Below are 12,429 nucleotides of genomic sequence, written 5' to 3'. Positions count from 1 at the left end.
GCTTTAAGTTAATTGAAACGGAATAAAAAATCAGATTCTTCCCTGGAATTTCAATTTCCAGTATCGGTATAGACCTGCTACGGACATCCAGCTTGGATTTGCGTATTCATAGACCTGGATCTGTGTTTCGGAGCATCCTCCTTTTTTTAATTGGGATTGGGTGTACTCCATGAATTTTGGTATGACAAGTTCTTGTTCTTCTCCTTTTTCGTAATGCGGTTTAAACCAGTTTGCCCAATCCTCCAATATATCCGAAAGGCTGTTTAAATGAGAGTCTATCTCAGTGATTCTTCCAAAATGTGTCAGGTACAAAGCTTTTGGTTTTTCTGCTTTCAATATAGTCAAAGAGTTTTTCCATGCTTCAATGTTGATGTCTGGGGGTGGGCAGGGGGGAACCACAGGACCACCGTCAATTTTTACACCCGCTACATCTCCAGTAAAAATATTACCATCAAAATTCCATGCAATGTGGTGTATGGCATGCCCTGGCGTGTGAAGGGATTTGATCCTTGTGGTTCCAAATTCAAGGACTTCACCATCTTTTACGGCTATCAACTGATTTTCCGGTATGGGCTGCATTTGGCCCCATAACCTGTCCATTTCTTCCACATAAATCTGTTTGGCAGAATTCCATAGCTTTTCAGGGGATTCCAAATGGGGTTTTCCAAGAGGGTGTACATAAATTTTTGCCCCAAGCTCCGCCAATTTCCAGGCTGCTCCTGCATGATCAAAATGGATATGGGTTAAAAGTACATGCTGAATGTCCTTGAGGTCAAATCCCAATTCCTCTATTGATTTTTTCAATGCGCTGAATGTGCTTTCCGGACCGGATTCTATCAATATGGGACCAATTTCCGTCTGTATTAAAAAAGAAGCAATGGCATCTTTTGTTTCTAAAAATTTGAGGTCTATGATCTGGATACTTTCCATTAGCCAAATAGGGTGTAATTTCCGAATTGATCTATAGGAGCGGAAGTCTTTCGGATAATGGAAGGGCTGTCATTGCTTACACTGTTTACGAGTGGAGATACTGTGTAACTGAGCATTTCATCCACCTGGTAGGGAGTGAGCAATTTGATGAGATCTTCCTGACTTCTGTAAGTATCCAGCCATTTTTTTTCATCTTCTTTTTTTAGTATGACCGGCATTCTGTCATGAACTTCTGAGACAAGTGAATTGGATTCAGTTGTTAGGATAAGAAAGGTGTGGTTACTTTCCCCAAACTCGTTTTCATATTCCTCCCAAATACCAGCAAAAGCAAAAGCTTCCTCATTGGCCAGGGTAAAACGATATGGGATTTTAGTCTTTTTCCCTAGTCTTTTCCACTCAAAAAAGCCATCTGCGGGCACCAAACACCTTCTTTTCAGAAAGGAATTTTTGAAAGAGATTTTTTCATGCACAGTTTCGGCTTTTGCATTGATAAACTTTTGGGATACAGGTTTGTTCTTTCCGAAATCCGGTGTGATACCCCAATAAAAAAAAGAGAACCCTTTGGGACTGTCAGAAGTGATGACCGGCACAAGCTGTGTTGGGGCTATGTTATACCTTGGGTTGAATTCCCCCAACATTTCTGCCTGAAATCTTTCCTCTAGCTGGATTTTGCTTTTGCTCAAAGAATATCTACCGCACATAAGGTTTTGTTTTCTGGAAAATTACAGATTGCCTGTGATAAATTCAAATGACCTTTTTTCAGACCAGTAGATATCTTCTTTTTTTCTGGGGCTGAATCCAACATGTCCTCCATATTTAGGGAATTCCATCCATACTTGGTCCAGTTTTCTTCCCAGACTTATAGGGAAGCATTTGTCACTCAAAAAAGGGTCATTCTGGGCACTTAAAATCAGTGCTGGTACTTCAATGTTTTCAAGGAAATATAAAGACGAATTTTGCTCATAATAATCATGTGCATCATCAAAACCATGAAGAGGGCCAGTATAATGGTCATCAAAATCCTGTAGGGTTTTGATTTTCCGAAGAATTCCAAGCGGAATTTCATCCGGAAACTTTTTCGCTTTTTTCACTACTTTTTCCTTAAGGGTTTTCAGAAACCTTTTGGCATAAATTATATTTTCCCCTGTGGAGATTTTTATACAGGAGCTTTCTAGATGAAGGGGAACAGAAATGGCGATGCCTTTTTTTATTTTAGGGGATCTTTCCCTTTTTTCACCCAGGTATTTCAATGTGAGATTTCCACCCAAACTGAATCCAATCAAAAATACGTTTTCGTAGGAGGCTGAAGCATAATTGACCACATGATGGAGGTCATAAGTTGCTCCTGAATGGTAAAAAATGGGCTTGTTGTTCATTTCTTCACTACATCCCCTATAATTCCAATTGAGCAAATCAAAACTTTGTGTGTAAAATTGGCGGGCCATACCGGTCATATAGGGTCGCTTGCTATTTCCTTCCAGACCATGGCTGATTATGACAAGGTTTTTTGAGCCATTTCTGAGCCAGTCAAGGTCTAGGAAATCCCCATCTGGAGTAATAATCCTTTCTCTTTCAAAGGGTAATGGTGCAGAAGGACGCATGAGCGCCGGAAAAATTGTTTGTAAATGACCATTGAAAAGCCATGGTGGGTATTCATAATTGGTTTTGTGGATTATAGGCATTATCAAACAAAATCAGCTGTTTTGGACTTTTTAATCCTGAAAATACTATTATTAAATTTGAATTAAGACATTTTAAGAACTATTTTTGGGCTCCTTAAAATTTGACTAGGATAAAATAAGCTTATGGCCGAGATAATTAGAATGCCTAAAATGAGCGACACCATGGAAGAAGGTGTTATCGCAGCGTGGTTAAAGAAAGTAGGAGATACCGTAAAGCCAGGAGATATATTGGCAGAGGTAGAAACTGATAAGGCTACCATGGAACTGGAGTCTTATGAAGAAGGAGTTTTGCTGTACATTGGTGTGCAGGAAAAGGACGCTGTAGCTGTCAATGGAGTTATAGCCATTATAGGTGAGAAAGGTGAGAATATAGATAAAATATTAAAGGACATTGAAGTTGGCGGAAGTGGTGCTTCTACTACCGAAGTTAAAGAAGAAGTAGAAAAGCCAAAATCAGAAAAAAAGCCGGCTGATAAGACTCCTAGTACTGATAACATCGATGTTTCAGGTATCAATGCTACGGTAATTACCATGCCCAAGATGAGTGATACCATGACTGAAGGAACAATAGCTTCTTGGTTGAAGAAGGTTGGTGATTCTGTGAAGTCGGGCGACATCATTGCTGAGGTAGAAACGGACAAAGCTACCATGGAACTGGAATCATATGAGGATGGAACTTTATTATATATAGGTGTTGAAGCTGGTGATTCAGTCGCTGTAGATGGCGTAATTGCCATTATTGGAGAAAAAGGATCAGATTTTGAGAAACTACTCAAAGCCCATCAGTCCAAGTCAGGTACTGAGTCATCCTCTCCTGTTGAGGAAAAGAAGGATGCCCCCGCAGAGGAAACTAAAAAAGAGGATGTGTCAAAAGCCCCTGAAATTCCAACAACTACAGTTTCTAACGCTGAAGGCGGAAGGGTTAAAGCCTCTCCATTGGCCAAGAAAATGGCTTCGGAAAAAGGTATAGATATCACTTTGGTGAAAGGTTCCGGAGAAGGTGGAAGAATTGTGAAAAGGGATGTAGAAAACTACACTCCATCAGTAGCCCAGACTGCTGCGGCCCCGACAGCAATGGCCACTTCAGCCCCAGTTGTAGGTCAGGAATCCTTCAGAGAAGAAAAGGTTTCCCAAATGAGGAAAGTCATTGCCAAGCGATTGGCAGAAAGCAAATTCAGTGCACCTCACTTCTATCTGACCATGGAAATCAATATGGATAAGGCCATTGAAGCGAGAAACAGCATGAATGAAGTGGCCCCTGTAAAGATTTCCTTCAACGACATGGTTATCAAAGCTACGGCAGCTGCCCTACGTCAGCATCCTAAGGTAAATTCTTCATGGTTAGGTGAAAAAATCAGATACAATGACCACATCCATATCGGGATGGCCGTAGCTGTAGAGGAAGGTCTGTTGGTACCGGTAATCCGTTTTGCAGACAGCAAGTCACTTTCTCAGATTTCCAATGAAGCGAAGACCCTTGGTGCGAAAGCCAAGAACAAAGAACTTCAGCCCAAAGACTGGGAAGGTAATACCTTTACCATTTCCAACTTGGGAATGTTTGGCATCGAAGAGTTTACTGCCATCATCAACCCACCAGATGCCTGTATCTTGGCAGTGGGTGGAATCAAAGAAACTGTTGTTGTCAAAAATGGACAGATGCAAGTGGGTAATGTAATGAAAGTAACTTTGTCATGCGATCACAGGGTAGTGGATGGTGCTGTAGGTTCTGCATTCCTAAAAACTTTAAAAGGTCTATTGGAGGACCCAGTGAGAATTTTGATTTAATTGTCAATTCAAATATGTCAAAAAGTCCTGATCTGTCAGGACTTTTTGTTTTTAGTATGGTTATTGAAATAGGTAGAGGAGGGATATTTATAGATATTATAAGATATTGGGATATTAGTTTGCAGCGATATTGATTGAAACAAATTGAAATAGGGTAGAAATACAGTGGAAATAAGGGTGATATTTATGGATATTAATTGATATTGGAATATTTTCTTGGGTTTCAATTTGAACAAATTCATGTACCATTTCTAATTTAAAAATAGCGCAAAGCGAATATTCAATATCGCGTAGCAAATTTCTATTTCAACCTTATTTCTTCATGTTTATTTCATCTAAAATCTTTCGTCTTGAATCTTAAGTCTTAAAAAAATGGAAAAAATAAAATCAACCACCGTTGTGGCCATCAAGCATAATGGAGAAGTAGTTATCGGAGCAGATGGTCAGGCGACTTTGGGAAATACGGTAGCCAAAAGTTCTGTAAATAAAATCAGGAAACTTCAGGGTGGAAAAATAATTACCGGTTTTGCTGGATCAACTGCTGATGCTTTTACACTTTTGGAAAAGTTTGAGGAAAAGTTGGGAGCATATGGCAATAATATGAAGCGTGCTGCAGTAGAGTTGGCCAAGGAGTGGAGAATGGACAGGATGCTAAGCAGATTGGAAGCCATGATGATTGTGGCGGACAGTCAGGATATTCTGATCATTTCCGGAACGGGCGATGTAATTGAACCCGATATGGAAATCGCAACCATTGGTTCAGGAAGTATGTATGCCCAGTCTGCGGCAAGGGCATTAAAGAAATTTGCACCTCAGCTATCTGCCGAAGAAATGGTCAGAGAGAGTTTGGGGATAGCTGCCGATGTCTGCATCTACACCAATCATAATTTGGTAGTGGAGAAAGTGGTGAAATAAGGTTTGGCAGGAATTGTTAATTCCTTTTGATGATAAGGTGTTATGTATATCCGTAATTAGACCATTAACCAATTTTAATTGGGTCTTGAATCCACCTGATAATAATAGATATTGGATCCGCCTCTGCGGACAAGTTATTCATTGATATTGGTTTGAAATCGTAGCTTAATTCTATTGTGATGATTCTACTGCCAAGAAAGTGAACAATCATGTAAGGTGTTTTTTGACAGTAATTTGAGTGAATTGAATTTGTGTCTTTATTGACCCAATAATAATCCCAAAGGAATACCTGAAAATCAACCCATCTGGTAATTACCCTGTCAAGATTCTTCTTTAGTCAGAAAGAAGGATGCATGGCAATATGAAGTCTTTTTTTTACCACCAAGCAATGTATAAATGGGAGTAGGTTTGTTCTTCATAAGAAACAAATGCTATGGACAGGAAACAATTTATACAATTTGCCAGCATTGGTGCCGCCGCAGTGGTAACAGGAGGAATGGCTGGTTGCTCAAGTAGAGTACCTGCAAATTCAGCAAGTGACATAAGGAGAAGGGCTGAAAAGGCGGTGTATGTTCCTAATGGAGCTAACCGATTCCAAGAGCAACTCATGATTTGGGGAATTATACCCCTTCAGATCAAAGTTTCCGGTAAAGATACAGATGGATCGATTTTCGTTTTCGAACATGCCAAAATGGGCAAAGGTGGACCTCCCCGGCATTTCCACTATGACCAAGATGAATGGTTTTATGCACTGGAGGGGGAGTTTGCTTTTGAAGTTGGAGATGAAAAATTTGTGCTGAAACCCGGCGATTCACTATTTGCCCCTCGCATGATCCCACATGTTTGGGCTTATTTTGGGGACAATCCAGGAACATTGCTATTGGCTGTTCAGCCGGCGGGATCACTTGAAGCATTCTTCATGAAAAGCTGTGGGATGAACCATCCCCCAACACCGGAAGAAGCTGAGGATTTATTTGCAGCACATGGTATGAAAGTAGTAGGCCCTCCGCTTGCAGAACATTAGAACCAAAATACCATACACATGAATATTTAAATGAACTGTTATTGATAGACTTAATCAGCGTATTCTATGGATTGTCCATTCCTATGGATTCCATACAAATGAGATTTTTCATTCGAGATTCAATATCCTTTCCGGTGATTGATTATCCTGATCGATCCATAAATTAGGGTTTACCTGTGCAAATTGGTTGAAATCTTTCACCATATGCTGGTAATCAGTATAACCAAACCGTAAAGCAATGGTCAACCAATCCTCCTTGGGATGTGTTTCTTTGTATTGATATGCGTTGTAAAAACGTACAACACGGCTGTACAGTTTAGGGCCAACCCCCATTCGTTCATTAAACTTGCGATTAAATTGTCTTGGGCAAAGGAAGGCCTGCTTGGAAAGCCAATCTAAAGAGCATTGGTATGGATTGGAAAAGAGGTAGGAGGCCACCTTATCAAGTGGGTGTGTTCCTGCTCTTACTTTCTTAATCTTAATTGTCAAGTAATCTTCAACAACTGCGATCATTTCACCATAGTTTCGACAATTGGCTAGGCGCTCATTCACTTCCAATATTTCGCGTCCTATGACTGACTCTGCATCAAACCAAGAATCGGTAAACTCTAAAAGAGGAATTCCCAGCAAACGAAAAAGTGCCCCTGGCTGGAAATGGATCCTCAGCATAAGATACTCCGAAGTAAGGTAAAAATTGTATCTGGAAACTTGCTGCCCACAGATGGATATAACTGGAGCAAGTTGCGTTTCATCAGTTAGAGGATTCCAAATAGTTAATTTTCCTTTTGGTAGAAAAGTGATAGTTTGCTCAGGTTTAGGAGAATAAGGCTTGAACGGGATATTTTTATTTCTATCAAAATTAAAATGAGCTATCAAATAATCCCTAACAAACTCCTTTAAGGCCTGACTTGGTGCTATATATTGATAGATCATAGCTTAACCGGTTGGTTATTATTGAGACTGTATTTTTTACTCAAACTGGACGAAAAACTTCTTAAATCCCGCAGTACTTTTACTGTTATTCTAAATTTAATAAATTTTGATTTATTTGGTCTAATAAAATCCACCTATTTCTTTGAGCCCTATCAAGGATAATCTTATTTACAGGCAAGGCCCATTTTTTTATAGTATTTAAATAATGAAGCTTTTCAAAACTTCAGCTCCCCTTTATTGGTTATACTTAAAGTAAACAATACCATAATGGAAAATACAACTGCAAAGAAGGCAAGTAAAGTTGATCCCAGAATAAAAATTATCACGGGTTATGTCAACCATGTTCTGGAAAAGGGGTCTGAACCCTTGTCCATATATAAGTTTGCCAAAGAACTCAAGATGAATGAGGCAGATTTCTATACCTATTTCACTTCTTTTGAAGCAATAAAATCAGCAGTCTGGGGTAAATTGTATGATGATACAATTCAAAACTTGGAATCACAGGAAGTTTTCAAGGAATACAGTGCCAGAGAAAAATTGCTTGGTTTTCTTTTTACCCTGGTGGAAGAACTTAAAAAAAACCGGTCCTATCTCTTGTCTCTCTATGGAGGGCAAAAAGACATGAAAAAATTGCTTCCTCAAGAAGTGAAGATTTTCAAAGATAAATTCAAGGAATTTGCCAATGAGATTATATTGGAAGGAAAGGAAACCGAAGAAATTGCCAATAGGCCATTGATTACCGAACGTTATGATGAGGCATTGTGGTTGCAAGTATGGTTTGTGTTTCAGTTCTGGCTGAAAGATACTTCACCATCATTTGAAAAAACAGATGCAGCAATTGAAAAGTCGGTTAATCTTGCTTTTGACTTGATGGGAAAAAGTGCCCTGGATACCTTTATTGATTTTGCCAAGTTTTTATACCAAAACAAATAAGATCAGGAATTAATGGAAAGAAGTGTGAAGGAACAGCAGAGTATTCCTGTTTCCAAAGTGCAGCGTGCTGCAAAATTTATAAGCACTGGAGCAAAAGTTGGGGGCAATTATGTAAAGCATTATGCCAAGAAGGTAGTCAACCCATCTCTATCCAAAGAAGAACTGCACAATAATAATGCAGAGGATATTTACAACTCTCTTAGCCAGCTGAAGGGTTCAGCCCTTAAAGTAGCCCAGATGATGTCAATGGATAAGAATTTATTGCCTAGAGCTTATCAGGACAAATTTACCATGGCCCAATACAGTGCGCCACCCTTGTCCTATCCTTTGGTAGTAAAGACTTTCCAAAAGTATTTTGGAAAAACCCCTGATCAAATGTATGATACCTTTACCAAATCAGCGGTAAATGCCGCCTCTATTGGACAGGTACATAAAGCTACTAAGGAGGGTAAGACCTTTGCAGTAAAAATCCAGTATCCAGGGGTGGCAGATTCTGTAAGCTCTGATCTTAAATTGGTGAAACCATTTGCTTTGAGATTGCTCAATATGAATGAAAGGGAGCTGGACCATTATATGGAGGAAGTAGAAAGTAAGTTGATTGAAGAGACGGATTATGTGTTGGAGGTACAGCGCTCTTTGGAAATATCAGCAGCTTGCAGCCATATCGAAGGCTTGACCTTCCCTGGTTATTATCAGGAGATGAGTTCTGAGCGTATCATCACGATGGACTGGATTGAAGGCAAACATATCAAAGAATGGTTGGATTTCAATCCTACACAGGAAGCCAAAAACAAGGTAGGTCAATCTCTTTGGAATTTCTACCACCATCAGGTGCACAACCTTCAACAGGTACATGCTGATCCCCATCCGGGGAATTTTATTATTACCAATGATGATAAATTGGGAATTATTGATTTTGGTTGTGTAAAAATTCTTCCAAAGGATTTTTATGAGGGTTATTTCGCCCTGATCAAAAAGGATATGCTGCTTAATGAACAGGAATTGAATGAAGTGTTCTATGCGCTAGAGTTTATTTCTGACAAAGATACTGAAGAAGAAAAGGCTTATTTCAAAGGAGTTTTCAAAGAAATGATTTCTCTTTTGGGTAAACCTTTCCATGCAGCAACATTTGATTTTGCAGATGACAGTTATTTTGAGCAAATCTTCCAATTGGGGGACAGAATTTCCAATGACAAAATGTTCAAGAAGTCCCGCCAGGCGAGAGGTTCCAGGCATGGGCTTTATATCAATAGGACTTATTTTGGATTGTATAACATCCTGAACCAATTGGGGGCCAATATCAAGACCACAAAGCCAAAATGGCTGGAATAGAACAGAGAGTTGTTTAATTCACCATCGAAGCCACCTTGGGATACCGGGGTGGTTTTTTGTTGGATTTTGAAATCTGAAGCAGTAAGTGAACTACTATTGATAGGGGAAATTTAGTATGAAGAATGGGAGAGCTTTGGAGTTATTGAGGGTTTTAATACAGGGGTCGTTTTTCAATTGTTTCACAGAGGGCTATCCTGAAGTCACATAGTGAGGCCTTAAGGGCTATTCAATATGCAGGATACAATCCTGGGTGAAAATCGCATGTCCAGTCCCTGAGCACGGACAGCGTTGCCGTCAGCTGGTTTCCTCTTGGCCAACTTCCAGTTTTGGCCTTTGACCACAAGGAGATTATTGCTGATACTTTAACCCGGGAATATATCTGATATAGAATATTGGTTATTTAGTTTTATTTCAAACTTTTTGTTTTCCACAGCTCCGTCTATTTGAAAATTCAATGAGTTGCCATCTTTGAATTACATTTTCAGTGTTTTGATCCTGAAAGGGATTGCCATCAATTGGCGTGTGTAGTAACAATGAATTAAATTTCTTAAACAAACACTTTGTGACATTTTGCATTTGTTGCCAAATTAGATAAAAAAAGCTGACCCCTTTCGAAGTCAGCTTTATATCCAATTTCTCAAGTCTTGCTTTCCAGAAATCCTTCGGGACGAGCTTTGAGTCTTGCTTCTTGAGTCTTGTTTCTTGCTTCTAATATTATCCTATAGATACCCTTTTGAAAGCTGCAACAGTCATTCCTTTGCTTACTTTATCCAGGTACTGAGCAATAGACAAAGAGTTGTCTTTTACGAATGCTTGGCTCAACAAAGTGTTTTCTTTGTAGAATTTCTGCAATTTGCCCAATGCAATTTTTTCCAACATCTCTTCAGGCTTACCTTCTTGTCTTGCCTGCTCTTTACCAACTTCGATTTCTCTTTGTACAGTAGTAGCATCTACGCCATCTTTATCAACAGCTACTGGGTTCATTGCAGCAATCTGCATTGCTACGTCTTTTCCAGCTTCTTCAACTGCTGCACCATTGGTGTTGATAAGGGCTACCAATACTCCCAATTTACCATTGGAGTGGATGTAAGGAACCACAGCTTCACCGTTTACCACTTCAAAGTGGGAGATTTCGATTTTTTCACCGATTTTACCGGTCAATTCAACGATTTTTTCACCTACAGTAATTCCTTCGAATGGTAGGGCCAAGATATCAGCTACAGAAGTAGCGTTATTGTTGGAAGCCAGTTCCAATGCTGTGTTTGCAAAAGAAACGAACTCTTCATTTTTAGCTACGAAGTCAGTTTCACAGGTTAAAGAAAGCAACAAGCCGGTTTTGCCATCAGCAGTTACCTTGGTGACGATAGTACCTTCTTTGGTTTCTCTGTCCGCTCTGGAAGCAGAAACTTTCTGACCTTTTTTCCTTAGAATATCGATAGCTTTTTCAAAATCTCCTTCAGCTTCAGTAAGGGCTTTTTTACAGTCCATCATACCGGCACCGGTCATTTGTCTCAGTTTGTTAACTTCTTGTGCAGTAATAGCCATTGTTTTAGTCAATTTATGCGATTAAACTTTTTTCTTTAAGTGTGGAACCTGTTTGGATTACAAGGCCTGACAGGTTTAGTAAAAACAAAAAATTGAACACAGGATGTACCACATGTTCAATTTTTTGTAATCAGTATATCAAAGTGGATTACTCTTGTGTTTCAGCATCTACAGCTTTTTTAGCTTCTTCCTCTTCAGAAAGTTTAGCTTCTTCTTTGTCTTTTTTCCTTTCAGAAAGACCTTCTTCAATAGCTGCACCGAATGCTTTTACCAACAAAGAGATTGATTTGTATGCATCGTCGTTAGCTGGGATTGGGAAATCTACCTCATTAGGGTTAGAGTTCGTATCAACCAACGCGAATACTGGGATACCAAGCTTTTGTGCTTCAGAGATAGCGATGTGCTCTCTCTTAATGTCTACTATAAACAAAGCCGCTGGAAGTCTGGTAAGGTCAGCAATACCGCCCAATACAGTTTCCAGTTTTTCTCTTTGTCTGGTGATCATCAAACGCTCTTTTTTAGCTAGGTTCTTGTAAGAATCTTCTTTCATCATTTTATCGATGGAAGACATTTTCTTCAAGGACTTACGGATAGTAGCGAAGTTGGTCAACATTCCGCCCAACCATCTTTCGGTTACGAAAGGCATGCTCAGCCTTTTTGCTTCCTCAGCTACCAAGTCTTTCGCCTGCTTTTTAGTAGCGACGAACATAACTTTTTTGCCTGAGCGTACGATCTGCTTGATTGCGTTGGATGCTTCTTCGAGGCAAACAAGCGTTTTGTTTAGGTCAATGATATGGATACCGTTCTTCTCCATGAAGATATACGGAGCCATTCTTGGATCCCACTTTCTCGTCAAGTGTCCGAAGTGAACACCAGCATCCAGTAAGTCTTTATATTCTATTTGTGCCATTAATAAATAAGATAGTTTCGATATAAAATTCGAAGTAAATCCAGATTAACGTTTAGAGAACTGGAATCTTCTTCTTGCTTTTCTACGTCCGGCTTTCTTACGCTCCACCATTCTTGGGTCTCTGGTAAGGAATCCTTCTTTTTTCAATGCAGGTCTGTGCTCGATATCAAATTCGCACAAAGCTCTTGAGATAGCCATTCTGGCTGCCTCGGCCTGTCCCTTGATACCACCACCGTCTACGTTGATTTTGATGTCGTAAGTACCGTCTACACCAACAAGTGCCAGAGGCTGTCTTACTACAATCTGATGCAGATCAAATGGGAAGTAAACTTCGATCGGTCTGTTGTTAACAGTGATCTCACCTTTTCCCGGCTTCATGTAGATTCTTGCAACAGATGTCTTTCTTCTACCGATTGTATTGATAATTTCCATGAACTGCT

At 39.6% G+C, this 12,429-nt stretch carries 12 protein-coding genes; 5 read left to right on the top strand and 7 right to left on the bottom strand.

The features are described 5' to 3' along the window. Positions 1-30: 30 nt before the first annotated feature. From CLV48_RS09120 to CLV48_RS09110, 3 genes are read right to left on the bottom strand one after another with little or no spacing between them, the layout of a single operon-like run. On the bottom strand, positions 31-930 hold the full coding sequence (locus CLV48_RS09120) for an MBL fold metallo-hydrolase (RefSeq protein ID WP_106566972.1): 900 nt from the start codon (positions 928-930) through the stop codon (positions 31-33). Further along, entirely contained in the window at positions 930-1,631 is a 702-nt protein-coding gene (locus CLV48_RS09115; RefSeq protein WP_106566971.1) for an SOS response-associated peptidase, read from the bottom strand. The genes CLV48_RS09120 and CLV48_RS09115 overlap by 1 nt, the downstream gene beginning before the upstream one ends. 21 nt (positions 1,632-1,652) lie before the next feature. Beyond that, positions 1,653-2,612: a YheT family hydrolase gene (locus CLV48_RS09110; RefSeq protein WP_106566970.1), complete on the bottom strand. Its 960-nt coding sequence runs from the start codon at positions 2,610-2,612 to the stop codon at positions 1,653-1,655. A 123-nt stretch (positions 2,613-2,735) separates the two neighbouring features. On the opposite strand from CLV48_RS09110, the gene CLV48_RS09105 reads away from it, so the two are divergent. The 3 genes from CLV48_RS09105 to CLV48_RS09095 all read left to right on the top strand — a co-directional run bounded on the left by CLV48_RS09105 (position 2,736) and on the right by CLV48_RS09095 (position 6,336). Beyond that, a complete protein-coding gene (locus CLV48_RS09105) occupies positions 2,736-4,397 on the top strand; it encodes a pyruvate dehydrogenase complex dihydrolipoamide acetyltransferase (protein WP_106566969.1) in 1,662 nt (553 codons plus the stop codon). Positions 4,398-4,769: 372 nt separating this feature from the next. After that, positions 4,770-5,312, top strand: coding sequence for an ATP-dependent protease subunit HslV (gene hslV / locus CLV48_RS09100; RefSeq protein WP_106566968.1), 543 nt, complete (start codon positions 4,770-4,772; stop codon positions 5,310-5,312). Between the two features lie 433 nt (positions 5,313-5,745). Further along, positions 5,746-6,336 (top strand): cupin domain-containing protein, encoded by a 591-nt coding sequence (locus tag CLV48_RS09095; RefSeq protein ID WP_106566967.1) that lies wholly within the window; start codon positions 5,746-5,748, stop codon positions 6,334-6,336. 108 nt (positions 6,337-6,444) lie between these two features. On the opposite strand, the gene CLV48_RS09090 is transcribed toward CLV48_RS09095, so the two are convergent. Next, the gene (locus CLV48_RS09090; protein ID WP_106566966.1) at positions 6,445-7,269 is read right to left on the bottom strand and encodes a helix-turn-helix domain-containing protein; all 825 of its coding nucleotides are present in this window, start codon (positions 7,267-7,269) and stop codon (positions 6,445-6,447) included. Between the two features lie 267 nt (positions 7,270-7,536). On the opposite strand from CLV48_RS09090, the gene CLV48_RS09085 reads away from it, so the two are divergent. After that, positions 7,537-8,202 (top strand): TetR/AcrR family transcriptional regulator, encoded by a 666-nt coding sequence (locus tag CLV48_RS09085; protein WP_106566965.1) that lies wholly within the window; start codon positions 7,537-7,539, stop codon positions 8,200-8,202. Between the two features lie 12 nt (positions 8,203-8,214). Further along, on the top strand, positions 8,215-9,534 hold the full coding sequence (locus CLV48_RS09080) for an ABC1 kinase family protein (protein ID WP_106566964.1): 1,320 nt from the start codon (positions 8,215-8,217) through the stop codon (positions 9,532-9,534). A 714-nt stretch (positions 9,535-10,248) separates the two neighbouring features. Here the strand turns inward: CLV48_RS09080 and tsf are convergent. The 3 genes from tsf to rpsI all read right to left on the bottom strand — a co-directional run bounded on the left by tsf (position 10,249) and on the right by rpsI (position 12,421). Beyond that, entirely contained in the window at positions 10,249-11,079 is an 831-nt protein-coding gene (gene tsf / locus CLV48_RS09075; protein WP_106566963.1) for a translation elongation factor Ts, read from the bottom strand. 148 nt (positions 11,080-11,227) lie between these two features. Further along, the gene (gene rpsB, locus CLV48_RS09070) at positions 11,228-11,989 is read right to left on the bottom strand and encodes a 30S ribosomal protein S2 (RefSeq protein ID WP_106566962.1); all 762 of its coding nucleotides are present in this window, start codon (positions 11,987-11,989) and stop codon (positions 11,228-11,230) included. A 45-nt stretch (positions 11,990-12,034) separates the two neighbouring features. Further along, on the bottom strand, positions 12,035-12,421 hold the full coding sequence (gene rpsI, locus CLV48_RS09065; protein ID WP_106566961.1) for a 30S ribosomal protein S9: 387 nt from the start codon (positions 12,419-12,421) through the stop codon (positions 12,035-12,037). Between the last annotated feature and the right edge of the window lie 8 nt (positions 12,422-12,429).

The sequence above is a fragment of the Cecembia rubra genome (assembly GCF_003014575.1).
In the GTDB taxonomy this organism is placed as follows: domain Bacteria; phylum Bacteroidota; class Bacteroidia; order Cytophagales; family Cyclobacteriaceae; genus Cecembia_A; species Cecembia_A rubra.
This window is presented reverse-complemented; position numbering and strand designations above follow the sequence as displayed.

What these genes read in the sequence shown, in the direction of transcription:
- rpsI (WP_106566961.1), bottom strand. Translation starts at nt 12,421, where the DNA reads ATGGAAATTATCAATACAATCGGTAGAAGAAAGACATCTGTTGCAAGA.
- hslV (WP_106566968.1), top strand. Translation starts at nt 4,770, where the DNA reads ATGGAAAAAATAAAATCAACCACCGTTGTGGCCATCAAGCATAATGGA.
- rpsB (WP_106566962.1), bottom strand. Translation starts at nt 11,989, where the DNA reads ATGGCACAAATAGAATATAAAGACTTACTGGATGCTGGTGTTCACTTC.
- CLV48_RS09105 (WP_106566969.1), top strand. Translation starts at nt 2,736, where the DNA reads ATGGCCGAGATAATTAGAATGCCTAAAATGAGCGACACCATGGAAGAA.
- CLV48_RS09120 (WP_106566972.1), bottom strand. Translation starts at nt 930, where the DNA reads ATGGAAAGTATCCAGATCATAGACCTCAAATTTTTAGAAACAAAAGAT.
- CLV48_RS09115 (WP_106566971.1), bottom strand. Translation starts at nt 1,631, where the DNA reads ATGTGCGGTAGATATTCTTTGAGCAAAAGCAAAATCCAGCTAGAGGAA.
- CLV48_RS09080 (WP_106566964.1), top strand. Translation starts at nt 8,215, where the DNA reads ATGGAAAGAAGTGTGAAGGAACAGCAGAGTATTCCTGTTTCCAAAGTG.
- tsf (WP_106566963.1), bottom strand. Translation starts at nt 11,079, where the DNA reads ATGGCTATTACTGCACAAGAAGTTAACAAACTGAGACAAATGACCGGT.
- CLV48_RS09110 (WP_106566970.1), bottom strand. Translation starts at nt 2,612, where the DNA reads ATGCCTATAATCCACAAAACCAATTATGAATACCCACCATGGCTTTTC.
- CLV48_RS09095 (WP_106566967.1), top strand. Translation starts at nt 5,746, where the DNA reads ATGGACAGGAAACAATTTATACAATTTGCCAGCATTGGTGCCGCCGCA.
- CLV48_RS09090 (WP_106566966.1), bottom strand. Translation starts at nt 7,269, where the DNA reads ATGATCTATCAATATATAGCACCAAGTCAGGCCTTAAAGGAGTTTGTT.
- CLV48_RS09085 (WP_106566965.1), top strand. Translation starts at nt 7,537, where the DNA reads ATGGAAAATACAACTGCAAAGAAGGCAAGTAAAGTTGATCCCAGAATA.